General features: G+C 38.0%; 34 protein-coding genes and 1 pseudogene. All 35 read left to right on the top strand.

Features of this window, described 5'->3' with window-relative positions:
- The first annotated feature begins 37 nt into the window (after nucleotides 1–37).
- The 35 genes and pseudogenes from IGJ28_RS01565 (at nucleotide 38) to IGJ28_RS01395 (ending at nucleotide 25,500) form a co-directional block, all read left to right on the top strand.
- Complete coding sequence (locus IGJ28_RS01565) at nucleotides 38–379, top strand: hypothetical protein (RefSeq protein ID WP_438845102.1); 342 nt, start codon at nucleotides 38–40, stop codon at nucleotides 377–379.
- Nucleotides 379–717 carry a hypothetical protein gene (locus IGJ28_RS01560; protein WP_438845101.1) on the top strand — a complete coding sequence of 113 codons (339 nt, stop codon included), beginning with the start codon at nucleotides 379–381 and terminating at the stop codon, nucleotides 715–717. The genes IGJ28_RS01565 and IGJ28_RS01560 overlap by 1 nt, the downstream gene beginning before the upstream one ends.
- On the top strand, nucleotides 707–1,600 hold the full coding sequence (locus IGJ28_RS01555) for a hypothetical protein (RefSeq protein WP_252712685.1): 894 nt from the start codon (nucleotides 707–709) through the stop codon (nucleotides 1,598–1,600). Before IGJ28_RS01560 ends, IGJ28_RS01555 begins: the two co-directional genes overlap by 11 nt.
- The gene (locus IGJ28_RS01550) at nucleotides 1,572–2,363 is read left to right on the top strand and encodes a PD-(D/E)XK nuclease-like domain-containing protein (RefSeq protein WP_252712684.1); all 792 of its coding nucleotides are present in this window, start codon (nucleotides 1,572–1,574) and stop codon (nucleotides 2,361–2,363) included. Before IGJ28_RS01555 ends, IGJ28_RS01550 begins: the two co-directional genes overlap by 29 nt.
- A 13-nt stretch (nucleotides 2,364–2,376) precedes the next feature.
- On the top strand, nucleotides 2,377–3,282 hold the full coding sequence (locus IGJ28_RS01545; RefSeq protein WP_438845100.1) for a hypothetical protein: 906 nt from the start codon (nucleotides 2,377–2,379) through the stop codon (nucleotides 3,280–3,282).
- Nucleotides 3,263–3,565 carry a hypothetical protein gene (locus IGJ28_RS01540; RefSeq protein ID WP_252712725.1) on the top strand — a complete coding sequence of 101 codons (303 nt, stop codon included), beginning with the start codon at nucleotides 3,263–3,265 and terminating at the stop codon, nucleotides 3,563–3,565. Before IGJ28_RS01545 ends, IGJ28_RS01540 begins: the two co-directional genes overlap by 20 nt.
- On the top strand, nucleotides 3,562–3,927 hold the full coding sequence (locus IGJ28_RS01535; RefSeq protein ID WP_252712726.1) for a hypothetical protein: 366 nt from the start codon (nucleotides 3,562–3,564) through the stop codon (nucleotides 3,925–3,927). The genes IGJ28_RS01540 and IGJ28_RS01535 overlap by 4 nt, the downstream gene beginning before the upstream one ends.
- A 467-nt stretch (nucleotides 3,928–4,394) precedes the next feature.
- On the top strand, nucleotides 4,395–4,586 hold the full coding sequence (locus tag IGJ28_RS01530; RefSeq protein WP_438845099.1) for a hypothetical protein: 192 nt from the start codon (nucleotides 4,395–4,397) through the stop codon (nucleotides 4,584–4,586).
- Nucleotides 4,587–4,671: 85 nt separating this feature from the next.
- Nucleotides 4,672–4,992 carry a hypothetical protein gene (locus tag IGJ28_RS01525; RefSeq protein ID WP_438845098.1) on the top strand — a complete coding sequence of 107 codons (321 nt, stop codon included), beginning with the start codon at nucleotides 4,672–4,674 and terminating at the stop codon, nucleotides 4,990–4,992.
- Complete coding sequence (locus IGJ28_RS01520) at nucleotides 4,992–5,366, top strand: DUF5406 family protein (protein ID WP_438845097.1); 375 nt, start codon at nucleotides 4,992–4,994, stop codon at nucleotides 5,364–5,366. Before IGJ28_RS01525 ends, IGJ28_RS01520 begins: the two co-directional genes overlap by 1 nt.
- A gap of 142 nt (nucleotides 5,367–5,508) precedes the next feature.
- A complete protein-coding gene (locus tag IGJ28_RS01515; protein ID WP_438845096.1) occupies nucleotides 5,509–5,871 on the top strand; it encodes a YopX family protein in 363 nt (120 codons plus the stop codon).
- Nucleotides 5,864–6,052, top strand: a complete 189-nt coding sequence (locus IGJ28_RS01510; protein ID WP_252712700.1) for a hypothetical protein — start codon at nucleotides 5,864–5,866, stop codon at nucleotides 6,050–6,052. Before IGJ28_RS01515 ends, IGJ28_RS01510 begins: the two co-directional genes overlap by 8 nt.
- Nucleotides 6,053–6,057: 5 nt before the next feature.
- Nucleotides 6,058–6,543, top strand: a complete 486-nt coding sequence (locus IGJ28_RS01505) for a hypothetical protein (RefSeq protein ID WP_252712699.1) — start codon at nucleotides 6,058–6,060, stop codon at nucleotides 6,541–6,543.
- 3 nt (nucleotides 6,544–6,546) lie between these two features.
- The gene (locus IGJ28_RS01500; protein ID WP_438845095.1) at nucleotides 6,547–6,726 is read left to right on the top strand and encodes a hypothetical protein; all 180 of its coding nucleotides are present in this window, start codon (nucleotides 6,547–6,549) and stop codon (nucleotides 6,724–6,726) included.
- Nucleotides 6,727–6,752: 26 nt separating this feature from the next.
- Nucleotides 6,753–7,457 (top strand): ORF6C domain-containing protein, encoded by a 705-nt coding sequence (locus IGJ28_RS01495; protein WP_252712697.1) that lies wholly within the window; start codon nucleotides 6,753–6,755, stop codon nucleotides 7,455–7,457.
- Nucleotides 7,458–7,721: 264 nt separating this feature from the next.
- Nucleotides 7,722–8,120, top strand: coding sequence for an ArpU family phage packaging/lysis transcriptional regulator (locus IGJ28_RS01490; RefSeq protein WP_438845094.1), 399 nt, complete (start codon nucleotides 7,722–7,724; stop codon nucleotides 8,118–8,120).
- Between the two features lie 821 nt (nucleotides 8,121–8,941).
- The gene (locus tag IGJ28_RS01485) at nucleotides 8,942–9,028 is read left to right on the top strand and encodes a putative holin-like toxin (protein ID WP_221180308.1); all 87 of its coding nucleotides are present in this window, start codon (nucleotides 8,942–8,944) and stop codon (nucleotides 9,026–9,028) included.
- Nucleotides 9,029–9,229: 201 nt separating this feature from the next.
- Complete coding sequence (locus IGJ28_RS01480; RefSeq protein WP_252712511.1) at nucleotides 9,230–9,625, top strand: hypothetical protein; 396 nt, start codon at nucleotides 9,230–9,232, stop codon at nucleotides 9,623–9,625.
- Entirely contained in the window at nucleotides 9,625–9,993 is a 369-nt protein-coding gene (locus IGJ28_RS01475) for an HNH endonuclease (RefSeq protein WP_252712510.1), read from the top strand. The genes IGJ28_RS01480 and IGJ28_RS01475 overlap by 1 nt, the downstream gene beginning before the upstream one ends.
- Before the next feature lie 107 nt (nucleotides 9,994–10,100).
- Nucleotides 10,101–10,553, top strand: a complete 453-nt coding sequence (locus IGJ28_RS01470; protein WP_252712509.1) for a P27 family phage terminase small subunit — start codon at nucleotides 10,101–10,103, stop codon at nucleotides 10,551–10,553.
- Entirely contained in the window at nucleotides 10,550–12,277 is a 1,728-nt protein-coding gene (locus tag IGJ28_RS01465; RefSeq protein WP_252712508.1) for a terminase large subunit, read from the top strand. The genes IGJ28_RS01470 and IGJ28_RS01465 overlap by 4 nt, the downstream gene beginning before the upstream one ends.
- 65 nt (nucleotides 12,278–12,342) lie before the next feature.
- Nucleotides 12,343–13,527, top strand: coding sequence for a phage portal protein (locus IGJ28_RS01460; protein WP_252712507.1), 1,185 nt, complete (start codon nucleotides 12,343–12,345; stop codon nucleotides 13,525–13,527).
- On the top strand, nucleotides 13,499–14,074 hold the full coding sequence (locus tag IGJ28_RS01455) for an HK97 family phage prohead protease (protein ID WP_252712506.1): 576 nt from the start codon (nucleotides 13,499–13,501) through the stop codon (nucleotides 14,072–14,074). Before IGJ28_RS01460 ends, IGJ28_RS01455 begins: the two co-directional genes overlap by 29 nt.
- A gap of 11 nt (nucleotides 14,075–14,085) precedes the next feature.
- Nucleotides 14,086–15,441 (top strand): annotated as a pseudogene (locus IGJ28_RS01450) (phage major capsid protein); the annotation flags it as partial.
- A 93-nt stretch (nucleotides 15,442–15,534) separates the two neighbouring features.
- Nucleotides 15,535–16,347, top strand: a complete 813-nt coding sequence (locus IGJ28_RS01445; RefSeq protein WP_252712504.1) for an SGNH/GDSL hydrolase family protein — start codon at nucleotides 15,535–15,537, stop codon at nucleotides 16,345–16,347.
- Nucleotides 16,348–16,360: 13 nt separating this feature from the next.
- The gene (locus IGJ28_RS01440; RefSeq protein WP_252712503.1) at nucleotides 16,361–16,837 is read left to right on the top strand and encodes a hypothetical protein; all 477 of its coding nucleotides are present in this window, start codon (nucleotides 16,361–16,363) and stop codon (nucleotides 16,835–16,837) included.
- A gap of 12 nt (nucleotides 16,838–16,849) precedes the next feature.
- Nucleotides 16,850–17,113: a head-tail connector protein gene (locus tag IGJ28_RS01435; RefSeq protein WP_367178301.1), complete on the top strand. Its 264-nt coding sequence runs from the start codon at nucleotides 16,850–16,852 to the stop codon at nucleotides 17,111–17,113.
- On the top strand, nucleotides 17,091–17,417 hold the full coding sequence (locus IGJ28_RS01430; protein ID WP_252712502.1) for a phage head closure protein: 327 nt from the start codon (nucleotides 17,091–17,093) through the stop codon (nucleotides 17,415–17,417). The genes IGJ28_RS01435 and IGJ28_RS01430 overlap by 23 nt, the downstream gene beginning before the upstream one ends.
- Nucleotides 17,407–17,742, top strand: a complete 336-nt coding sequence (locus IGJ28_RS01425; RefSeq protein WP_252712501.1) for a hypothetical protein — start codon at nucleotides 17,407–17,409, stop codon at nucleotides 17,740–17,742. Before IGJ28_RS01430 ends, IGJ28_RS01425 begins: the two co-directional genes overlap by 11 nt.
- Nucleotides 17,735–18,100, top strand: a complete 366-nt coding sequence (locus IGJ28_RS01420) for an HK97-gp10 family putative phage morphogenesis protein (RefSeq protein ID WP_252712500.1) — start codon at nucleotides 17,735–17,737, stop codon at nucleotides 18,098–18,100. Before IGJ28_RS01425 ends, IGJ28_RS01420 begins: the two co-directional genes overlap by 8 nt.
- Nucleotides 18,088–18,786: a major tail protein gene (locus tag IGJ28_RS01415; RefSeq protein ID WP_252712499.1), complete on the top strand. Its 699-nt coding sequence runs from the start codon at nucleotides 18,088–18,090 to the stop codon at nucleotides 18,784–18,786. The genes IGJ28_RS01420 and IGJ28_RS01415 overlap by 13 nt, the downstream gene beginning before the upstream one ends.
- A gap of 23 nt (nucleotides 18,787–18,809) precedes the next feature.
- On the top strand, nucleotides 18,810–19,274 hold the full coding sequence (locus IGJ28_RS01410) for a hypothetical protein (protein ID WP_252712498.1): 465 nt from the start codon (nucleotides 18,810–18,812) through the stop codon (nucleotides 19,272–19,274).
- A 192-nt stretch (nucleotides 19,275–19,466) separates the two neighbouring features.
- Nucleotides 19,467–21,845 (top strand): phage tail tape measure protein, encoded by a 2,379-nt coding sequence (locus IGJ28_RS01405; protein ID WP_252712497.1) that lies wholly within the window; start codon nucleotides 19,467–19,469, stop codon nucleotides 21,843–21,845.
- Nucleotides 21,846–21,856: 11 nt separating this feature from the next.
- Nucleotides 21,857–22,555 (top strand): phage tail protein, encoded by a 699-nt coding sequence (locus IGJ28_RS01400; protein ID WP_438845425.1) that lies wholly within the window; start codon nucleotides 21,857–21,859, stop codon nucleotides 22,553–22,555.
- 23 nt (nucleotides 22,556–22,578) lie between these two features.
- The gene (locus tag IGJ28_RS01395) at nucleotides 22,579–25,500 is read left to right on the top strand and encodes a phage tail spike protein (RefSeq protein ID WP_254005523.1); all 2,922 of its coding nucleotides are present in this window, start codon (nucleotides 22,579–22,581) and stop codon (nucleotides 25,498–25,500) included.
- Nucleotides 25,501–25,509 lie beyond the last annotated feature (9 nt).

The following is a 25,509-nucleotide window of genomic DNA, read 5'->3' as shown; positions in this document are numbered from 1 at the left end:
TCAATAGCAATTATTAGTATGACAAGGAGATGATAACATGATTAGTGAAAAAATTCAAAGCTTAATCGAAGAACTAGCAGAAGAATGCAAGAAGGGAAATGTTGCGTTGTCTTTAGCGACATTAGATGTTACAGGCGAAATGGCATTAGCACAAGTGGGAAATAGAACGCTTATCGCACTTGCTGTACTTGAGCAGTACGATCAAGAAAAACAAGAATTACTAGAAAATGATTGTAATTGTTATAAACATAGAGCTTTAAAAAGAATGTTCGGTATCGAAACGGAAGAACCACCGAAACAAACACACACATTCGTGACAGATGACCCAAACGATGTGTTTGATATTCTCTCAAATATTTTGCGAGGTGAGTTTGAGTGATGGATTACATCGCAACGAATTACGACACTATATTACAAGACGAAACCAGTCACGTGTTCCCAAATGTAAATTCTACTGATGTGCAAGAAGGGATAGACCCTTCTGCACATTGGAATGAAGATGATAACGGGACTATTATTTACGAATCAGATTGGCTGTTTATCGGCTATCGAATGAATAAGCGTGGCATACGCAATAAATTTGTGTTATATCACGAAAATTTTCTTGATATGATTGATGAATTTGGTTCTGATTCAGTAATTATGCCAGAACTACGAATTGTTAGCGGAAAAGATTGGCTCAAGCAAAGGCAGGAGGAACTTTTCAATGAGTTATGATTTAGAAACGAGTTTTCAACAACAATCAGCTACAAATTTTCAAAATCAACGCGGACTGATGAGTACTGCAGCAAGTCGTGAAATCGAAGAAGTAAAAGGGCAAATTTTCATGGCAAAACAGTTTCCACGAAATCCATTTGATGCGGAACGGCGGATTTTAGATGCGTGTAAAAGACAATCTTTAGCAAAAACAGCGGTCTATAACTATCCTCGTGGAGGACAAATGGTCAGTGGACCATCGATTCGACTAGCAGAGGTAATTGCACAGAATTGGGGAAATCTATCTTTTGGCATCAAAGAGCTACAACAACTGCCCGGAGAGTCAGTAGCTATGGCTTATGCGTGGGATCTTGAAACCAACACACGACAAGAAAAAGTCTTTACTGTAAAACATGAGAGGCACACCAAAAAGGGCGTGACTTACTTGAAGGACCCAAGAGATATTTATGAGCTAGTTGCGAATAACGGTGCAAGACGGGTACGAGCTTGTATCTTGGGTGTTATTCCGGGAGACATTATTGAGTCAGCAGTGGAAGAGTGCAACAAAACGATGGCTGGGGCGAATGACAAACCGCTAAAAGAGCGACTGGATCAAATGTTCAAATTGTTTAAAGAAAAGCTGGATATCACTCAAGAAATGATTGAAGCAAGATTTGGCTATAAAGCGACTGCTTTTACTGAAAAAAATGGTGTGGACTTAGCAAATATCTATAACTCAATCAAAGATGGTATGAGTAAAGTAGAGGATTGGTTTGAGATTCCGACAGCTGAAAAGAAAGAATCATCGAAACTAGAGCAAGAATTCTCTCACACAAAGAAAGACCCGTTGAAAGAAGCAAAGGCGGCAGATACCGATGGACCTAAACAAGAAGAACTATTATAGCAACGAAGCTGACTGGCAGTATATGTCAGTCAGCCAATTCAAATCATTTCAAGACTGTGAAGCCGCTACTATGGCTAAATTAAAAGAAGAGTGGTTGCCAGAAAGTGATCCTACGGCTTTGTTAGTTGGAAACTATGTCCATTCTTATTTTGAATCTTCTGAAGCACACAAGATGTTTTTAGAGGAGAATGCAAGTGCAATCTACAAAAAGAATGGTTCTGAGCGTGCAGAATTTGTTCAAGCAATCAATATGATTGAAGCGTTAGAATATGATGATTTTTTCCGCTTTGTTTATCAAGGGGAGAAGGAATTGATTTTAACCGGTACGCTATTTAATACGCAATGGAAAGCCAGAATTGATTGTTTCAATCTAGAGAAAGGCTATCTTGTTGATTTAAAAACGACTCGAAGTCTCGATCAAAGATACTGGTCAAAGAAATATGGTGGATATGTTTCATTTGTTGAACAGTACGGCTATATTTTACAAATGGCTGTTTATAAACACTTACTCGAACAAAACTATAACAGGAAAATCACACCCTATATCTTTGCAGTAACGAAAGAATCCCCTCCTGATATTGCGGGTATCAGCATCTACCCAGGACGGTTTGATTTTGAACTTCGATTATTGGAACAGGAACTTCCTCATATCTTACGAGTAAAAAACGGAGAAGAAGCACCAAAAATGTGTGGGAAATGTGAATACTGTCGTCAACATAAGGCATTAACAGGTTTTGTAGAAGTCGGCGATTTATTGGGATAAGGTGGTGATTTAAATGATCGGCGGATGGATAAAGATTTACCGCCAATTACTTGAAAAGCCAATATGGCAAGAATCTACACCAGAACAAAAAGTCATATTGATTACACTTCTTTCTATGGCGAATCATGAGAAAAAAGAATGGGAATGGCAAGGTAAACCTTACAAGGCTATTCCTGGTCAATTTATTACGTCACTAGAAAAGATTAAAAGCAAATGTGGTAAAGGAATCTCTGTACAGAATGTAAGAACTGCTCTAAAACGATTTGAAAAATATGAATTTCTAACAAGCGAATCAACAAACAAAAATAGGCTTATAACCATTGTCAATTGGGAGATTTATCAATCTAGGGAATCCGACTCAACAAAGGAATTAACAAGCAATCAACAAGCAACTAACAAGCAGCTAACAACTAACAAGAATGATAAAGAAATAAAGAATGATAAGAATATAAAGAATAAAACATTATCGTCGCAAACACGCAAAGTGCGCGTTTACGACCCTGCCTCGAATTATTATCAACTCGCAGAACGGCTATTCAAACAGATTTGTCAGAATCAGGAAATCAAGGAACCGAACCTCCAACGTTGGGCGGATGATATTCGGAAAATGATCGAGATCGACAAGCGGACCGAAGACCAAGTAAGCCGGATGATTGATTGGAGTCAGAAAAATAGTTTTTGGTCAGCAAATATCTTATCTGCACGCAAGTTGCGTGAGAAATACGACACCATGGCGGCACAAGCCAACAGGGAGTACAAACAAGCGGGAACAAGTTTTAGCACCTTATCCTACAAGCCAGTGCGTACAGAGCCTATCCCAGAATGGCTTGATGATCCAGAAGGCTATAACGCTCAAAAGGAAGCTGAGATCATGGAACGACTACGAAAAGAAGCGGGGGATGATCCATTTGGAAATTGATCAAGTGAACCGAATCACTGTAATTAAGCAAATCTACACTGCATTAGACCCTAGTCACAAGAACTTGATGGAAAATGTTAAGCGAATCCTTGATAGTGATCAGCCAGAAGAGGTCCGCTTTCGAATCTTCATGGTGATGTATCGCCATACTCGAATTAGCTTGGGCAAAGTATCAAAGATGCACTATGGCAAATTTCTCACTGCCGGAACTACTGAATCCATGTGGCAAGAAGCCAAGTTGCTATATCGAGGACTGATGGCAAGAAAGGAGAAGACCGGATGAAGCAAGCAAAGAAAACTCAATCGTCTCGATCCACCTATCAAAAACGGTTTTTACGTCAAAAAATCAGTGAATTGACCTACTTAGAAGGTTGGGACAATGATCCAGAGATTGTGGAGAAAGTCCAACGGCTGAGCAAAGCGCTAGAACGAGTGGTATCGCAAGAAAAACATCTGTCTAGTGATCGAGCGATCTGCACGATGGAGGAACTGAGTGTAAATAGTTATATACAGCTAAAAAAACAGGGCTATCTAGATCGTGAGATCAAGTATATTTTCAATATCACCGCATATGCTTTAGCTCGATGGAAGAAATCGCTCGGATTAACGAAAGGCGTCGTTCGTGATTTGTTAGAGGTGATGTAGATGGTCCTGAGACAATACAGAGTCGATTATGTGAATTGGAAAGGTCGCCATGCGGTGATGTATCTGCACGGCTACAGCTACTCAGAAATTGAACAACAAGCAATGGTTGCACAGGGTGTGTTCAAAATAATGAAGATTACTGTGAGTCAGTAATTGACAGAGATTAGCAACTCGAAAATCAATTTTTGAGAAAACAAAAAGGCAACTCAAGAGTTACCTTTTGCCGGTATATTCCGTTTACTTCTTTTTCCTGTCAATGCCGTAAGTAGCGAACGCTGGAATAAAAAGGACTGCTAAGAATACACCAAACCATTTGAATACTTTAGGGACTTTTTTCAAAGAAAACGCCTCCTTTATAAATATGATTATAGATCATAGAGGAGAAAAATAGTCTGATATGACAAAAATGATAGAAAGATTTATAGATTGAGCAGTCAACAAAATAATCAACTAAAGGAGACGATATTATGTCTGGTAATGACACACATGAAGTTACACAAGAATGGTTAAATCAACATGAGTTTCTACTGGCTTTCTACTTCATCCTATGGAATCAAAATTGGGTTTCATCTGACAAAGTTTGGGAATGGACAAAGCAAGCAGAGCAAGATGCAGGCTATAACGTAGATGGTGAATCAGTTGGTAATCCGATGAGATAGTAGAAAAATACTCTATCACTACGTGCAATGTTAACACTTTGCCTTTTTTGTGAAAAAATGTCAACCGCAGGAAGCGAGGACTTAAATGGATTGGGAAGATCGGGTTAAGGAATCTATACGGCTGAAAAATCGGGCGGATACTTTAAAAGAATTGAAAAAGTATTTTGATCGTGGCTTCAGATATGTTGTCCGTGATTTAGAAGGCGAATGGCTGGTGCTTTTTTCTTTGAAACCTAAGAAATACATGGATTTAGAAATCTGGGGATACGTCAACGAGTGTGATCCTAATGCAATCCCTTGCCAAATAATCAGAAACACAGACATTACAGAAATAAACTGGAAAAACCGAAGCGCAGTCTTGATTGAGGATTTTATTAAAAAAGCTTTGGAACAGGAGGCAGAGTGATGAAAGAAAAAACTACAGTTTTAGGAAAATCAAGATTAAAGAATTATGATCCTAATTTACGATGGAGTAAGCATACTATCAAAATTACATTCATGATATGGGATTATACAGGATACGTTACTTATAAAGTAAAGGGTAACTGTAAAGGTATATATTTGTTAACCATAGATCCTTGTGATTTTTATGATAATAAATTTGAGGAAAATCCAATTAATTTTCATAAAATTGATGTCTCTGATGGAGAATGGTTCACTATGGAGTTGACTAATGAAAAAGGGGATGTCCAATTGTTAGAAGATGAATTGAAATGCCTTGGTGATTATATTATTGGCGTTGAAATTATTGCTCATGAGCCAGAGGATGATGAGCAATGATTCGCTATTACTGCCTTCGTTTAAGAATGAAATATCATTACTATGTAACTCAAAATATGGACAAGTGGGAAGAACTTTGGAAACAGAAAAATAAAATGAAATATTTCCGCAATTGTCAGCGATAGCAAACAGGAGGGATAAGATGGTACCAAAATTTAGAGCGTTTTTAACCGAAACAAAAACAATATACGATGTGCTACAAATTGATTTAAGCAGAAGTATGGTTAGTCTCAAAATTGAAAACGCCAGCGAGTGGTATTGGTTTAAAGAAGTAGTCCTCATGCAATCCACTGGCTTGAAAGACAAGAACGGTGTGGAGATTTACTGTGGGGATATCGGTTGGGACGAACACCTCGAAGAATACGGGAAAGTAGTTTTTGAAAATGGTAGTTTCACATATGAGTGGAAAAATATTTCCGAAGATTTATTTGAAGCAACAGATGACATCGAAATAGTTGGCAACATCTACAAGAATCCTGAACTACTGGAGCAAGTCAATGAATAATAAACAAACAATCATCATACTGATTATGGTTGTGGTAGCACTCAGTTGCTTAACCTATACAATAATTGAACAACAGGAACAAATTGAGCAGTTACAAGAACAGCTGCAGCATGAACAAATGAAGTACAAGATTATTATTAATGATCCGTTAGTGCGAGATGCGATGGAAGCGGGAGGATGAAACAAATGTTAAAAGAAATAGCACGAATTGCTTTGCATGGTATGAATTCGAACGATGAAGAAGTCATGAAAGCTTGCTTAGAAAAAATATTGATCATGTCCATTGAGAATGTTTCAGAATCAGAAGCCAGTAAAAAAATGAATGACAAGCAGAAAGATAAAATCAAGGCAGATGATGATCCGGGAGCATATTTAATAAAAAAATACGGCACATATAAAGGACATTCAAAATTCAAATTGGCATTAGATTTCTTTCAAATGAGTAATGACCGATTTTTTGAAATATATAAGTTTAATTTTGTCCCTCGAGGTGAATTGTATGAGGTAGCCAGATCATATATAACCGGAAGACAATTGAATGAGGGATTAATAGTTGGACCAAGTATTTCTGCCAATATGCTGAGTCGTTCCGGAATGGAGATAGATGTTTCGAGCAGTATTGCAAATCAGATTCGTAATTCTATGAGTAAATCATTCCGGCTAGGGGGATAAATGATGGACTTTGCAGTGTTAGTAGCCGTGGCACTTTTTGCGGCAGTATTCGCAAGTGTGATTTTTGGTAAAGAATTAGATAAAAAGGAGAAGCAAGACATTGCCAAAGAAAAAATCGAAAGTAAAAAAGAAGAAGCGGAAGTTGTTAGAGAAAGCCTAGGCGAATGGGACTGTGAACGATAAATATTCGAAGAAGGAGAAGAAAGCAGATGGAAACAATTGAACGAACAATTACTAGTAATGAAGTAGCAGAAATGATTGGTAAAGAACATAGTAAATTAATTAGAGATATTCGTACGTATATTGGATATCTTAACGAAGCCAAAATTGGCTCGGTTGATTTTTTCGTTGAATCTACCTATCAAGATTCTAAAAATGAAACACGTCCAAATTATTTATTAACGAAACAAGGTTGTGAAATGGTTGCCAATAAATTGACAGGGGCTAAGGGAGTTCAGTTTACAGCAAAGTATGTAAATCGATTCAACCAAATGGAGAACCAATTAAAAAAGACGTCGTTACCAATAAACAATACCGAATTACTTTTAGAAACAGCACTAAAGCATGAACGCAACTTAAAAGTAGTTAATGAGCGACTGGATAAGCTTGAAACAGAAACAACCATCAATTCGAGCCAACGTAGGAAGATTCAAGGAAGTGTTCGATCGACAGTAATTAAAGTATTGGGAGGGAAAAATAGTATTGCTTACAAAGATCAAAGCATAAATAAAGCTGCCTTCAGCAGTTGTTATAATCAGCTGAAAGCAGTGTTTGATGTAGCTTCTTATTTGGATATCCCAAAAGCGAGATATACAGAGGCAATGGACCTTATCCCTCGATGGAAACCGACATTAGAATTGCAAGCTAAAATCAATCAAGCGAATGGTGTTTCTGACTTGTGGGAAACGGCATAAAAAAACGAACCTTCTAGGGAGAGTGGTTACAATCAGCTGTCAATAACTAGAAGGTTCGAAAAAAGGCTACAGTTACAAACGAATTTATTCTGAAAAGGGTCCAACAAAGGAATGAGTAGCCTTTTCTATTAGATTAATAAATAAAATTAAATAGTCAATATTATTTAATAAAAAATAGGCAACCGACCACTGGCTGCCTGTACATAGGATATTGAATGGAGTCAAAATCTTTTTTCATTATACCATATCTTGGAGTGATTTGTAATGATTAAAGAAGCTGATATCAAACAGACAAAGGCAAATGCAAAGGCTATTTTAAAACAGTATCGGGGACTAGAACGCAAGGCAGGACGAAGTCCGATTGATATTCGTTCCCCATTTATGAACGATATGCCTAAAGCACCAAAGCATGGAAATATGGTTAAAGATGCATTGATTCAAAATATCGAAATAAAAGAGAAAATTCAAGCGATAGAATATGCGTTAAGTCGGTTAGGACTGATGAGCAGACAGGTATTATACTATACGTATTGTATGAAAGAAGTTATGACAAATGATGAGATTGCGGATAATCTTGGAGTAGCAACTCGCACACTGAATCGCATGAAGTCGGAGGCATTGTTGGAGTTTGCGGATGTGTTTGGAGTGGTCGCTTATCGCTGAAAATTTTGGCGTTTTTGGCGTAAATGGCGCAAATTTGGCCTTTTTGGCGTAGATTTGGCGCAAATAGTCCGATTTTAGATGTTATTATAGTAGTGTCAGAAGATTAGGAGAGACGGTGATTGGACTACTCACAATAATCCAAATGCCGAAAGGGGGAAAGCTCCTTATCGCTTATTCTTCTTTGACAGAAGACGGCAAATTACAATAAAGGAGTTGAAATGCTCCTTATCTTCATTCGTCGTCTTTTTTATGTTACTGTGGCGGAAGTAGAAGACGCAACTAAGGAACACGGTGTTCTGTACGTAGAAGTGACTTTATAGTTACAGCGTGAGTACAAATCAGAACGTGAGTGGGGCAGTACCACTCCAGTGACATTGAGATTGGACAGTAAGCATGTGGCAAGCAGCCACCGAATTATCCCGGGGCTTTTGTTGGATAAACAATCTCAAAACACGGGACTTAGATCCCAGAAAAAAAGCGCGCAGAGGGTAGCTCCCTCAAGTTGGTGGATATGGTTGTACGGAGGACCGGAAGAACCGACAACGTCACAGGTTCGAATCCTGTGTCACCAATAGGGTTTATAGTTATCCCGTAAAACTGTGTTAGCAACCGAGGACGTGGTAGGGTTAGAATCTGACGAGATGGAAGTGGAGATACGGACGGAGTATCGTGTAGGTTGCTTATACATAAAAACAAGGCTAGCACATACGCTGGCCTTTTTGTATAATATCCATTGTAGAAAAGTGAAAAGATGGTGGCTAATCTCTTGAAAAAGGGGTGATGCCTATGGTTCATAGCTTTATCCCTAGAAGGGAGTAAGCATGTCTGTATTTGAAGCATTAACGCTGATGATTGCTTTTGCGACATTGGTGTTGCTGATCACAGAGAATAAAAACCAAAAAAAGTAACCATCTAATCCACTTTGGCCAGTAATTAGATGGTTACAATATCAACTGATGAAAGCTACCGTCTTTTTAACGGTTCTACATGGGGCGTGTTTGCAGCACGTCCTTTTTCTATGTCTATTATATCATGTGAAAATAGAAAATCAATTCAGGATCACTCGCTGAGTGGTCTTTTTATTTTGATTAAGACGGGAGGTTTTACAAATGATAGTACCTATCAGAAAAACAATTGTTGGGACTGAGTATTGGGATATAGAAAAGAAACAATCGTTGCTTATACCAAAAGGAAGTGAACCAGATTTTGAAGTGACTGAAAATCCTAAGTCGATGATCACACCTGAAGGGGATAAGGTCGAAGTTATTAATGCTAATCACATTGTATCTGAAGCAATCAATTTAGAAGCATTTGATTCGAATAGTAATGCTGAAGCTGATCTTGTTGATGAAGTCAATACTAATTCAGAAGACGATCAACCATCAGATTTAAACAATATGACTGCTAAAGAATTGCGAGCATATGCGAAAAAGAACGATATTAGAATTCCAGCTGCTATTCGTGCCAAAGGTGATATCTTACAAATTATTCAGGAATTGGAATAATGAAATATTGTGGTTTTGATGGCTGTCAGGTCAAGATAAAACGAGGTACTTACTGCAAGGAACATGCACCAAGACGTAAGGTTAAGGCAAAGAAGAGTGCATACCACCATGAGAACAAATCATTCTATCGGACTCAAGCATGGAAAGAAGTTGCTGATTTTGTTTATGAAAGAGAAGGCGGTCGTTGTCAAAGGTGTGGTCGATTTGTATTTGGTAAACAAGCTCATCGACATCATGTAGTGCCGATCAAGAAGAACGATTTGCTGAAGCTAGATCCAAACAATATTCGTTTATTATGTCCCAAATGCCATGTAATTGAAGAAAATGAAACAGACGAGAAAAAAATTTTTCCGTCTTATTTTAATTAACCCCCCCTATCGATTTTGAAAAAATTTTCTTCGTGGGAGATAGGTCAGAGGGAGTTACGCGTATCGTTTTTTCAAAAATTTCAAAAAATAAAGGGGGTGTGTAAAAAATGACAACTAAAGCGCAACGTAAATCGATTGTCGATGAAAAAGTAAATGCTGAAAAAACTCGTATTTTAGAAATAATGCGCAAGTCTGATTTATACACTATCACCTTAGATCCACTGATTGAATCATATTTAGATATTTTTGAGATTTATCAATATAAATACACGTTGTGGAAGGAAAAAGGATTCCCCGAAACGCAGAAAACAACAAATAAAGCTGGGGCAACAAATAACAGTAAACATCCACTGGCGCAACAAGTCGAAGTATGGGCCGACAAAAAAATGAAAGCTCTTGATTTGCTAGGATTAACGAATAAGACAAAAATAGGTAGACAAATTACCGGAGGTTCGACTGCCAGAAAAGATGAAGAGATTACACGACCAGAAGAAAAACCAGTCGATGAACTTGCAGCACATAGAAATAAGTGGCGTAAAAAAGTTGGTGGCAAGATATGATCGAGTATGGCGTGAATTATGCAGATTTATTTGCGAAACAAGTCCGTAAGAATCCCAAAAAATATCCTAAGACAGTTAGATTGGCTATTGATCGTTGGTATCGATGGAAAAAACGAAAAGATATTTGGTTTGATGTTGATCGTGCAAACGAGATGATGGATTGGGTAGAATCTTTTATCGTCCATACAAAAGGCGAATTGGTTGGAAAACCATTTTTATTAGAACCATGGGAAAAGTTTATCTATTCATGGATCTATGGTTGGGTGAAGATAAATGAAAAAGGGCAGACAGTTCGCGTTACTCGTGAAGCCTATGTTCAAATTCCTAAAAAGAATGGCAAAACGTTGATTGGTGTAGGTTCATTAGGTTATGCAATGTATGGTGAAGGGGCCTTATCGGTCAATTGTTATGCTTGTGCGTCTGATTTTGCTCAAGCACAATATGCTGCTCAACCATTCGCTGACACGATATTAAACAATGAAGTTTTACTGGACGGATCAAAAATATTCAAAGGTCCAAAAGGGACGGTATCCAGCGTTACTTATAGTTATATTTACGAAGAGATGGCTTATACAAATAAGTTTATTGTCCAAACGAAGAATATAGATAATATTGAAGGATCAAATCCTTACTTTATTTTGAACGATGAATTGCATAAACAAGAAAAAATGGAACAGTACGATAATTTCAAATCTGCTCAAATTTCTTTGCCACAGCCTTTGATGTTTAACATTTCCACCGCTGGTAAAGGATCGTCCTCAGTTGGAATGCGTGTTTACCGTGAAGCAAAAGAAGTGTTGAAGAAAGATGATAATGATTCGAATTTCGTTTTGATTTACGAACCAAACAAAAATTATGATTGGACTGATCGTAAAGTTTGGGAAATGTGCAATCCTAACTGGGGAATATCTGTCGACTTGTCTGCTTTGGAATCAGCTTTTAAGACGGCTCAACGTTCCGCTCATTCTAAAGCTGAGTTTCTAACGAAACACCTAAACGTATTTGTAAATAGTGCGGACAACTTTTTTGAGCAAGATCAAGTTGAACCGTGCTTAGTTTCAACAAAAGAATTGGGCAATCTGCAAAACGAGCCTTGTTATATCGGACTTGACTTGTCGCGAACACGAGATTTAACGTGCGTGTCCTTAAATTTTCCTACGTGGGATGAAAATGGAAAGTCCATTCTAAAAGTTAAACAATTGTATTTTATCCCAAGTGAAAATCTCGATTTTAGAGAAAAGGAAGACAATGTTCCTTATCGAGAATTGGAAGAGCAGGGGTTTGTAGAGTTTTGTGATGGTAAATTTATAGATCAAGAACAAATTATTCAGTTTATACACGACTGTATGGATTTGTACGATATCCAGCAAGTTAATTATGACCCAGCAATGAGTGACAAAATTGTTGAGAGGCTTGAAAATCTAGGACTTGAATGTGTCGAAGTTCCTCAGTATGGAAAATATCTTAACTCTGCTTTTGATGATTCAGAAAGGTTATTTCATGAACAAAGAATATTATTCGATAATCCTTTGTTTCTATATTGCACTTTGAATGTAGTAGCTTTTACCAACACTCAAGGCTTAAAAATACCTAGCAAGAAGCAGTCAAAGAAAAAGATTGATGGGTTTGTAGCATTTTTATGTGCGCACAAAGAAACAATGGAACAAATGACTGATTTTGATGATGGTCAAATGGAAGAATATTTGGAAAGTATTTATAGATGATAATTGAAAGGCGGTGAGACTTATTGAGATTAAGAGACAGGTTTTCTAACGCAGTATATACGTTTATGGAAAAGCGAGGATATCTAGAAGATATTTTTGGAAAAACAACACGGTATGGCCAAAGATATGTTACTGACAATTCGATTATGGAATCGTCGGATGTATACGAATTGGTTCAAGATATTTCGAATCAAGTGGCTTTGGCTACACCAGTGGTGATTGGACCGGATGGAGAAGAAGTAGAAGATCATTTTTTATTGAAGATTCTTAACAAACCAAACGATTATTTAACAGGTTTTGAATTTTCAAAATTAGAAACAAATACTTTGCTTATAAACGGAGAAGTATTCCCTCTAACAGATCAGGATTGTTTACATTTAGCTTTTGGGGTATCTACTAAAATTAATGAAAAGTTGCAAGAAGAGTTTAGTATGAACGGCAAAGGTATTCCTAGTCAGATGATTCGGCATATAAAAAATATTGGTACTGATTCGATAAAAGGAGCTGGAATTATTGACCTAGCTAGAAATACTCTAGAAGGCGTTCTAAGCGCTGAAAAAGTGTTGACGGATAAATACTCTAAAGGTGGATTACTTGCGTTTATGCTCAAACTGGATACGCATATTAATCCGAATAACAGCGCACAAACAAAGATAGTAAAGGCAATTCTGGATCAACTAGAGACTACGCAAAATGAGAATAATCATGCAGTTAAGATGATTCCTTTAGGGAAAGGTTATTCGATTGAAACATTAACAAGCCCAGTGAATGATGCTGCAATCTTAAATTATTTAGGTGTATATAAAAAAGATTTAGGAAAATTTCTTGGAATCAATGTAGATACCTATCAAGCATTGATGAAATCTGATATCGAAAAAGCAATGATGTATCTGCATAACAAAGCAATCAAACCGATATTGAAGAACAAGAGCGATCATTATACCGCTCTTTTTTTTATGCCTCATTCTGGCTATCGAGTGGAATGGAAAATCAATATTTTGGACTTCGTCCCTTATTCAACTAAAACCAATATTGGATACAACATTGTGCGCACTGGGATTACAAGTCCGGATAACGTTGCAGAAATGCTTGGTTTCCCTAAACAGAATACACCAGAAACACAAGCAATCTATATTTCTAATGACCTGTCTAAGATCGGACAAAAGAAGGCGACAGATAATTCTTTGCCGACTAGTGACGATTTGAAGGGGGGTGATGGAAATGAAAAAGAAGGAAATTCGGACATTTGATATCACCAATTTGAGTACAAGAGATGATACGAAAAACAATAGTCGAATCGTTACGGGTTATGCAGCTGTATTTAATAGCCGCACACTTTTATGGGAAGGGTTGGAAGAAATGATTGCTTCAGGTGCTTTTTCAAGAGCTTTATCATCAGGAGCAGATATTCGATGTCTTTTCGATCATGACTGGTCCAAAGTTTTGGGGCGTACAAAAAGCGGCACTCTTCGATTAGAAGAAGATGATCGTGGTTTAAAATTCGAAGTCGAATTGCCAAATACAACAGTTGCGAACGACTTGATCGAGTCAATGAATCGAGGAGATATCAACCAATGTAGTTTCGGTTTTATCCCAACGGAGGAAACATGGGATTACAACACTGACCCAGTGCTTCGTACGGTCAATGAGGTGGAATTGTTCGAAGTGTCAATTGTTTCTTTACCTGCTTATCAGGATACAGAAGCAACACTTGCTCGAAGCAAACAGGAAATGAAACAAAATGTTTTAGCAAGAAAACAGATGATCAAAAAAATTAATGAAGCGCTTAGCGCGTAGGAGGAATTCGAATGAATAAAGAATTATTGGAAAAAGTAAAAGCTCGTCATGAGCAACGGCTAACTGAATTACGCGGAAAGATTGAATCAGGAGAGTTACGAGAAGAAGAACTTGAAGCGGTTCAGAATGAAGTTGATGGTTTAGCAGAAGAATTGAAAGGTATTAATGAAGAGTTAGCAGAGGAACCAGTAGAGTCGTTGGCAGACCCAGATGGTGCAAAAGGGCAGGATGCTACTGCTAATGATGATAAACCAGCGGATCCACCAGCAGATGATCCAAAAGTGGATGACCCAGATAGTGGCATTAAAGAAAACCGTGTTGGTATGATCACGCAACAACAAAGAGATGCTTTGTTGAGCAATATTAAACAAGGAATGGAGGCGAGACATGTTTTGAATAAGAAACAAAAGGAACAAGAAACACGAAAAGCATTTGCTGATTTTGTTATCGGGAAAATTTCTGAATCTGAGGCTCGGTCATTAGGAATTGAAGCAGGAAATGGATCTGTGACGGTTCCAGAGGTAATTGCTTCTGAAGTTATTACTTATGCACAGGAAGAAAACTTGTTGCGTAAGTACGGGACTGTGAAACGAACTAAGGGTGATGTTAAATACCCATTCCTTGTTAAAAAAGCAACAGCAAATGTTAACAAGAAAGAACGTACGACGGATATTCCTGAAACGGATATTGAATTTGATGAAATCACTTTGGATCCGGCAGAATTTGATGCACTAGCAACAGTAACCAAGAAGTTATTAAAAATGTCTGGTGTACCTGTTGAAGATATCGTGGTTGAAGAATTGAAGAAAGCTTATGTTCGTAAAGAAATCAACTATATGTTTAATGGTGACGATGCAGGCAATGAAAATCCGGGGGCACTAGCTAAAAAAGCAGTACCTTTTGTACCGGAAAAAGCGGTTGATTTGACAGCAGCAGATGCAGGGCAGAAATTGTATGATGCGTTAATTGAAATGAAGAATACACCTGTCACTGAAGTGATGAAAAAAGGTCGTTTTATTATTAACCGTGCAGCGTTAACGGCTGTTGAAAAAATGAAAACAGCAGATGGATTCCCGCTTTTGCGGCCATTTACACAAGCAGAAGGTGGAATCGGGCATACATTAGTTGGCTATCCAGTTGATTGGACAGATGCAGCAGATAAAAAAGGTGAACCAGATGTTCCAATCATTTATTTCGGAGACTTTTCTACGTTTAAAATTCAAGAAGTAATTGGTGCATTAGAAATCCAGAGACTAGTAGAGAAATTTTCTGGTACTAACAAAATCGGATTCCAAATCTATAATTTATTGGATGGGCAATTGATTTATTCGCCGTTTGAACCATCGGTATATCGCTTTGATTTATCGAATACAGCTGAGGAGGTACCAGTACCAGTTGTTGGAACAATCACACCAACGGCAGATGGAGCAACGATTGAATTGTCTTAATAGGTGATTGATATGGCAGATAAATTCAGAATCTATCAAGGGGAACAACTGCTATTAGAGGGGGATTCCCCTTTGACATTTTTAAATAGTCTACGCAATCAAATGGGCTTTTTAGGTCCGTTGAGCGTGAGCCGAGTAAGAGGAACAAAGGAGTCGGAAAAAGTGAGTTTACCAGCATTAGTCGGGAAGAAAATGGTTTGTTTCGGGGATTCGATCACGTATTATGATAGTCACGCAATGCCTAGTACTGTGTTAAAAGAATGGGCAGGAGTTGTGATGCAAGGATATGAGACTTATTTACGTAATGCCCTTGGGGGAACTGTTGAGAATCAAGGAATTGCAGGAAATACAACTGCACAGATTGCAGCACGTAGTAAAGCGTTTGATTTTACCGGTTATGAAATGGTGACGTTTTATGCCGGGGTCAATGATTTCAGCTTAAATGTTCCTGTAGGGGAAGTATCAGAAATAGGAGGATCTTTTGATCTAAAAACAATGGCAGGAAATTATCAATCGATGATTGAAGATGTCGTTACACGGTTTCCTAAGCTGAAAATAGGGATTATATTGCCCTATCAAGTTTGGAAAAATTCTGGTACCCCAATGCCAGAAACATATATAGATGTAACGAAAGAAATCGCTAAGTTATATGCGATTCCGTACATTGATTTATACAACGAATCCGGAATCAATAAAATTACTCGTTCTGCCTTGTTTGTAGATGATTTAGAAGCAGGACAGAATCAATATCATGTGAATAATTATGGATACAATTTAATCGGTACGAAAATTACAACCTTTGTAAAAGGAATATTAGGAAATTAAAGGAGAAAAAAAGATGGCAGATCAATTTCGAGTATATAAAAAAGCAGATGGATCAAAAGTAGCAGAAAGTGTTTCACCAGTGAAACTCACAGGGATTGCTTCTGGAACAACGGTTGCGGAGGGAGATTATCAAGCAACACGTGTTCGAGGAGAAAAAGAATCAAAAAAAGTAGATCTTAAAGGATTCACAACTTTAAAATTACCTACACAACCGACTGTAAAAATTACACCTAAGGACAAAGGAATGGACTTTGTAATTACACCGTCACCAACTGCAACAGAAGAAGGTGTAACAGGATACAAGATTTATACGAAGAAAGTTTCTGAAGACTGGAGCGCTGCAAAATCAACCACAGTTACAGAATTAACTGGTGGATTTGGAACGATGGAAAATGGCGTGCAATATGTATTTGGAGTAGAGGCGCTAAATGCGAATGGGGCAAGTCCACGATTGGATACTACCTTTACTGCTGGCGCTTCAGAAGCATAGGATGTGTAAAGAGTGGATGAATTATTAACAAAATTTAAAGCGCACATTCATTTTGAAGAAGGCATGGATGATTCCATGCTTTCTTTTTATTTAGAGATGGCTAAAGACTATGTGATGACCGCTACTGGCGGACAAAAAGAATATCTAGTTTTACTGGTAGCTGGTATTGGGTATGAGTATCGAGTTGCGGAAGGTGAATTAGAAGCAGCATTGAATGCTATTACGCCGTTTATTGTGCAAGGAGTGATTCAAAATGCCGAAGAGGCAGACGAATAAACTTAGATGGAAAGCAGAATTGATGGATGTTATCGAAACAGTTGATGATCGAGATCGGCCAGTTGCAGAATTTCAATTGAAACGACCTTTATGGTATGAAGATATCGGCGTAACTGCACAAGAAAAATATCTTTCTAAACAAGCGAAAACGGACGTTGTTAGACGGATCAAGGTTAGATGGGATAAATCTATCACTGAAAAGCTAAGTGCTGTCAGAATCGATTCTGTGACGTATAACATTACTCGTATTTATACAGATGTGGATAAACGAGAAATGGAGTTGAGTTTGGCTTATGTTGATTAAAATCGATGAATTAAGGTCCTTGTTAAAAACATTGCCATATAGCTTGTATCGAGATCAAGCACCGAAAGGGACTAATTATCCTTACATGGTTTATACCTACGATAGTACGGAAAATATGCATGCTAGTAGCAAGGTATATCGTCGAATGAGAACGTATCAATTGTCACTTTTTACGACAGGTACCGAAGAAGATTTACTGCCAATAGAAAATCTATTGGATGAAAATAACATAAGATACCATGATTTTTATGCGATACCAGGATCTGAAAATGACGATACTGTGACAAATTTTTACACAGAAATTAATGTGATGGCTGATGGCTAAAAGGAAAAATGGATTTGAAGCACAAGCTGATTATTTTGGAACACTTATGAAAACAGATCCTGCAAAAATTTCGCTTGAATCATTGGAAGAAGCGGCAGAATTTTATCTTGAAAAGTTGATACCGAATATTCCTGAATCATTACTCGATAAAGAGCATATGAATGATCATGTAAAAGTAATCGTTGAAGAAAAAGAAGTAAAAGTTGTATTTGAAGATACATTTTTTTACTGGCGTTTTTCGGAAAATGGTACCGATACACAGAAGGCTCAGCGTTTTGCAAGTAAAACTTACAAAAAACATAAAGATAAAATAGCTGAAATTATGACAAGAAAAATTATAAAACAATGGAAAGGGTGATTGATTTGGATGCAAAAGAAATTAAATTTTTTGAAGGATTAGATGATATCTTAATTGCTATGATGTTAACACCTGATTCGCCTAATGCTGCACCAACTTATGATGAAATTGTACGATTACCGATTGCAACTGAATTGGCTATTAGTGGGAATGGATCTACATTAGAGAAATACGCTTCGAGCAAACTATTTCGATCGATTGGACGAGAAACAAAACATGAGATCGGTTTAACTCATGTCGGGATTCCTGTCGCTACAATGGATAAAATCAAAGGATTGGTTGCTCAAAAAGGGGTTACATTTAGCAAAACAAATGCCGTTGAATTACCGTATTTTGCTTTTGGGTTTATCGGAAATATTGAAGGTGGAGGCAAGAAAGCTGTTTGGTATCCTAAGGTACAATTATCAAATGTTATTGATGAAACATACGTTACAGCAGAAGTAGAAATTGAAATTAATGATGTAACAGCAAATCTTAATGCATATGGGTTGAATTTCAATAATGTAATATATTCAACTTTTGATTCTTACCGTGAAAGTGCAGAAGGCATTTCGCTAGAACAATTCATTGCACAGCCTGTATATAGCGAGGAACAATGGAATAAACTAGCAATTGAAGAGGTGCCAGTAGCAGTTGTTGGAACAATCACACCAACGGCAGATGGAGCAACGATTGAATTGTCTTAATAAAATAAATTTGAGGTGTAATAATGGCTAAATTATCTGATTATGGTATCACATTAGATGAATTACCAACGGTCACGATTCGCGGCAAGCAATTTCCGGTAGATGCAACAATGGAAACCTGGGAATATATAGCAGAAATCTACGATCAAGATTATTCGATTTTTGAGGCAGACATGAATGACATGTTGAAACGAGCAAATGGTAAACTTGATTCAAGATCTATAACACCTTCCGATTTCAAAATTATGCGCGCGTTGATTTATGGAATGCTAAGAACTGGTGGGTTAGAAGAAAATCCTAAAACAATCGAACGGCTACTTGGTATGGGCGATGAAGTTTTACAAGTCTATTCGACATGCATGAAGATTTATGCGCCTAAGCAATTTCAAGAGGTAGATTTAAAAAAATCCAAAAAGCCACAAGATTATCAAGTCTCAAAAAACCAAAAAAGAAAAAGTCGAAATCAAAATCGCAAACGGAACCGATAGGTACTCCATGGGATTTTTATCTTTATGTAGCCCTCACTCTATTAAATTGGAGTGAGGATTTCTTTTTACGAGCAACGCCAAACTTGTGGCTTAAATCCTATATCCAGTGGCTACTAGCGAATAGTCCTGATTTTGAAATACCGGAAACAACTACGCTAGATAATAGTCCATTCTGGTAGAAAGGAGAAAAGCATGGCGAAAAACACAAAAGAATCTGATGTAGTCCTTAATTTTAGAATGAACGGTGAAGTCGCTTATTCTAAAACAATCAAGGAAATCAATAATGACATGAAGTTAGCCGCACTTGAATATAAAAATCAAATATCTGCGATGGATAAAAATGCGACTGCAACTGAAAAATTAGCGGCTGCTAAACAGAAATTAGAAAAGCAATTATCTATTGCGACTGCTAAAACAGAAGGTTTACGTGAGGCATATAAGAAGGCTGCGGAAGAAACTGGTGAAAACTCCGAAAAAACTCGTAAGCTTTATGAGATGTTACTCAAAGCGGAAACAAGTGAAAATAATTTGCGTAAAGCATTACAATCTACAAATGATGCATTAGATGCGCAAGGGAATAAAGCATTAACCACTGCTGAAAAATTGGAAAAGATCGAAAAAGCTGGAGAAAAAATAAAAAATGCCGGCACAGGATTAAGTAAATATGTTACAGCGCCAATAACTGGTATTGCAACAGCTAGCGCGAAAATATATAGTGATTTGTCGAGTGCTCAGTCTCAAGTTCAAGCGGCTTTTAGCTTAACAAAAAAAGAAGCAGAAAACTTGAACCAAGCAATTGAGAATGTTTTCACTTCGGGCATGGTTACAAGCATTGACGAATCAAAAATAGCGGTAATGGAATTGGCCAATCAATTTCCAGAATTACGAAATGCGAGCGCTGAAACCATTACTGATATGACTAAGAAATTTTTAGCAATTGAAACCACTCTGGGCTCCGATATGACTGAAACTATGCGAGGAGTAAATAGCTTGATTGAACAGTATGGTTTATCTAGCGAAGAAGCAATGGATTTAGTCGTAAAAGCTGGTCAAAGAGGACTAGATAAAACAGATGAGTTAGGTGATAATCTAGCGGAGTATGTAACAAACTTCAAAGATGCTGGTTATTCGGCAGAGGATATGTTTGCAATTTTAGAGACTGGATTAGATGGCGGTGCATATAATCTAGACAAGGTGAACGACTTAGTCAAAGAGTTTGGTATCCGTATGAGTGACGGAACTGTAAAAGAGGCTGTTCAAAACTTAGGTGGTAATTTTGCTGCCTTATATCAGCAGATAGAAGACGGGAATCTTTCTTCTAAAGATGCTTTCCAATTACTTGCTGGAGAAATTAATAATTTAAGCAGTGGTCAAGAAAAAGCGGCAGCTATTTCTGCAATTTTTGGTTCGCAAGGCGAAGATGCTGGTATTAAAGTCGTTGAAGCTATGGGTAAAGCTAGCGATGCACTATTAGAAAATAAACAAGCGTATGAGAATGCGACCGGTGCGGCCAAAGAAATGGTTGACGGGGTGGAAGAATCTGTCACGTATCAATCGGCCATGAATGAGTTAATGATGGCAGCTAAAGATATTGGCGAAATATTAGCGCCTACGATTAATAGTGTAGCTGAAAAGGTAAAAGAAGCAGTATTGTGGTTTAAAGGATTGGACGACAATACGCAAAGAACAATTATAACAATTGCTGGAATTGTAGCTGTTGTTGGTCCTGTTTTAGTAGTTTTAGGTACATTAATGGGCTCTATCACTAAAATAACAACAGCAGCAACCAGTTTTTGGGGTATATGGACTAAACTAGCTGGTTTGTTGAGTTTATCTGGCGGTGCTTTTACATTAGTAGTCGCTGGTATTGCTCTGATGATTGCAGGATTGGTTCTCGCCTACAACAAGGTTGAATGGTTTAGAAATGGCGTGAATGCATTCTTTCAAGGTGTTTCAGATGTCGCCGTTGAGGTGTTCAACTTTATTGGTGGGTACATTAGTGGAGTATTTGAAGGTCTTTGGACAAATGTTTCCAACGTATTCGAAGCTGGCAAACGCATATTCACTGGTTTTATTGATTTTATCACTGGAGTTTTCACTGGGGATTGGGAACGAGCTTGGAATGGCATTGTAAATATTTTTGGTGGTATCTTTGATGGAATTGTTGCTATTGCGAAAATGCCACTAAACAACATGATCGGCTTGATCAACGGATTTATTCGAGGTCTGAATAATATCAAGGTTCCTAAATGGGTACCTGGTGTTGGTGGTAAAAGTTTCAGCATTGGAGAATTGCCTTATCTAGCGAAAGGCGGTCATGTATTGAACGGCCAAGCGATTGTTGGTGAGGCTGGACCAGAATTGCTTACGAATAAAAACGGTAAGACCACTGTTACTCCGTTATCAGACGAAGAAAAACGCAAAGGAATTGGCGGCAAAGTACAGCCTTCCAAAGTAGAACAACATATCCATATTGGCAATGTCGATGCAAATAACCCAAGCGAATTAAACAAAATGAACCGTAAATTTTATCGTGCAAGCAAACAAGCTCTTGCCGGTGTGGGAGGTTGATAGGAATGTTCATGGATGCTGATACACCGAATTTCATATTCAAAGGAATTAACGCAGTTTTGGATATGGATTGTATTATCGAAACGGAACTTCCTGAGATTTCTCCTAACAAACGCTATGAAGAAATCACTGTGCTAGGTCGAAGCGGTTCGCTGCATGAAACATTCGATGATTACGAACCCTATGATCTAGAAGTTGAATCAATCACAATCCCGTATGATCGGTTACGTGAAGTAAAGCAATGGTTGCAAGGTCGTGGGCAATTGATTACCCACAATGATTATGATACTTATCGAGACGTTATCTGTATGATGAATTCCCCTACTGAGTTTGAAAACGAGTGGGGGTTTTTCTACACCTTCGATTTAACATTTAGATGCCAACCTTTTAAACGGAAAGTAAATGAGCAATCATTGCCATTCACTACTTCACTGATCTTTCACGACCCAGGCGACGAAACAGCAAAACCGTACATTGAATTAAAGCCAACAGGTGGCAATGTCAAGCTTATGATCAATAATATTTCGTTGACGATTACGAACAACAGCACTGAAACAATCAAAATTGATTGTGAACACGGAAAAATTATTCAAGGTTCGAAAACACTTTTTAGCAAAGGAGAATGGCCGTTGGTTCGTCCTGGAGAAAACAAATTGATTACCACAGGAGTTTCTAGCGGTACAATTTTAAGAAGGAGCGTGTATTTGTGAGTTTAATTTATGTTTATGAAGAAATGCCATCAGACTTAGAAACGAACGGTCACGCTTTGATCGATTGGGATGATTTACCTGAAATCAATCGCATTCTAAATGGTGATTTCACTTTTTATGGAAACTACTCGCTTGATGGCCAGAATGTAGAATATTTGAAAGAAGACAATTTTATTCGTGCAGAAGATGAAGATGGCAAAATAAAATATTTTGAAATTAAAAAAGTAATTAAAAATCTTAATTCATTTTCTGTTACCGGCAGAGCAATTGGGTATATGTTAAGTAGGAATTTTATTGAGAATAGTTTTACTTCTGCTGGGAATGGATCAATTATCATGAGTAGATTAAAGGCTGCTTTAGCATTTGAGCAGCCTTTTTCCTTTGAATCAACCATTCAAACAGTTCATCAATTTACTGTTAAGCAAACGAATCCTATTGATGCAATTATAGGTTCGAATAATGGCAATGAAAATCTTGCCAGTGTAACCGGTGGCGAACTGGACATGGAAAACTACAGACTCAAATTGCTCGATCGCATCGGAAAAGATAATGGTTATCGAATTGATCTAGGAGTAAATCTTGAGGCAATTGAAGAAGAGATTGACGGAAATTACTACAACAGCTTGTATTTAGTCGGTGGTGTACCGGAAGGCGATTATGATGAAGACAAAGAACCGATTACCTTTAAATTTCTTGAATTGAAAGGTGTGACAGACAAAAATCGTCGAATCGGCAAGTATGAGAACTCTGAAATCACAACTGTTGAGGAGTTAAAAAAATGGGGGCAAACCAAATTCGATAATGATCGAGTTCATGAGCCCTCAGTCACTCATACCGTTTCAATGGTTCAACTAGAACATACATTGGAATATGAAGGACTATACAGAGATATAGCAAGACTTCATTTCGGAGATACTTGCTATTGTAAAGTTGCAAAATTAGATATTGAAGTAGCAGAACGAATGGTTGAATACACCTGGTGTCCAACACTTGGAAAATACAAGAGTGTTACTTTGGGAAACGATATTGAGTTTTATACGAATGCTACTGCTACAGAAACAGCTAAACTACGACAAAAAGTTGAAACTAGAACGGAACTACTGGTGGAAGCTGTTCGAAACGCATCAAGTTGGATTACTGGTACCAAAGGTGGTTGTGTTCGTTTTAGACCTGAGAAGGCACCTAGCGAAATACTAATCATGGATAAACCGTCGGTTGCAGATGCTCAAAAAGTTTGGAGATGGAACCTGGGAGGTCTTGGTTATTCAAATAATGGTGTGAATGGTCCTTATGGATTGGCGATGACTCAAGATGGTGCAATCGTGGCTGACTTTATTACTGCCGGTATTTTATCTGGCATTCTCGTCCAAGGGGTTGCGTTGAAAACTCTGGATGATGAAGATTTCCAAGTGGTGATGGAAGGCGGAAAAGTAACCTTTGAAAAACAAGTCGTATCAACGGGCTTAGACGATGTTCATGGAGAAGAACTGGGGAGAATTACAGCTACGTATGGCGGTGGTCGAGTAATCAACGGATTTGCAGTAGTGCAAGATCCTGGTTATATATTCTCAATCAACTCTGCAAGTAAAAACAATAAGAAATTATCTACCCCGATTTTTCAAGTTCCTGAAGAAAGTACAGCGGATAATCGACTGTACAATTTCTATGGAAAAGGAACTTTTGGAGAAGGAAAGATCACTTTCAAAGATAATGTTGTCTTTGAAGGAAATGTTGAATTTAAAGGTAGAGTTGATGCGAAAGAAATGTATATTGGTGGTTCGAAAGTCATTCCTGGACAAAATGGCGGTCCTGGTCCAGGAGAAGGCGGCACTTTATCTGATGTTTTTGTGCGTGTACTGGCACTGACTGCTAAATATGAAATGGGTGATCGTAGTTCTGGGTATTACCATCCGCCATTAGATGATGGCGCCGGTTGGAACTATGGAAAATACTCTTTCACGCAAGTATACGAGATGGACAATTTCTTAGCGTGGTTGGCCAAATATTATCCGGATGCACGAAGTGCTTTAGTGGGTTCTGTTGGCTCAACCGAGTTTAACAACTCGTGGGCTGCTTATGGGAACGCGAATGATAAACAATTTACGCGAATGCAAGCCGAATACTTCTGTCGCACAAAATTGAAACCGGCAATCGAAGGATTGAAAGCAAGTACAGGCGTTGATTTCAACGATGGCCCAAAATGGCTTGGAACACTTGGCATTCTTGCTTCGATTCAAAACTGGTATCCTGCCGCTGTTTCAAATGGCTTCTTTAAAACCATTACTCAACAATTTGCAAATCGGTGGGATGATGCGGCATTTATTACGACAGTCTGTGATTATATTGTCACCAATGCGGCTTCTATGGTTGCGCCTGCTTATGTCGAAGGGATTCAAAATCGGTTCAGAAATGAAAAAGCTGATGCACTGAAGCTGACGGATAAAACCTATATCCCTTTCGATGGTGTGACCACCAATCGAGGTCTGGAACATCTAGAAGATCTACTAGGTAGACGAATCGGCAATGGACAGTGTTATGGACTATCCGCAGAGTATTCTGGTTATATGGGTGGATGTGGTCTTGGTGCTGGTACGCAATATGGCATGAGTCATTTAACTGGAGTGGGAAGTACCGCCGCTGCTAGTGATATTGGTATTGCCTATGATTGGGCTGCTGTCGGCTGGACGGTAATCAAGAATCCAACATATGCCCAATTACAAGTTGGTGCCATCATTAATATTGCACGTGGTGCACCTTGGGCTGGTTGGCCAGGAGGAGTTGACGATACCTATGGTCATACAGGTGTGATTCGTGGATTAGAAAATGGACGAATCCAAACATATGAACAAAATACCGAACAAGGAATGATCGTCGGGAAATTCGATCGTTCATATACGAGTGCTGTAGGGATTTCATCAATTGTTATTCCGCCAGCAGATAAATAAATATATAAA

The organism is Enterococcus sp. AZ091, assembly GCF_051714805.1.
Lineage (GTDB): Bacteria > Bacillota > Bacilli > Lactobacillales > Enterococcaceae > Enterococcus_D > Enterococcus_D gallinarum.
This window is presented reverse-complemented; position numbering and strand designations above follow the sequence as displayed.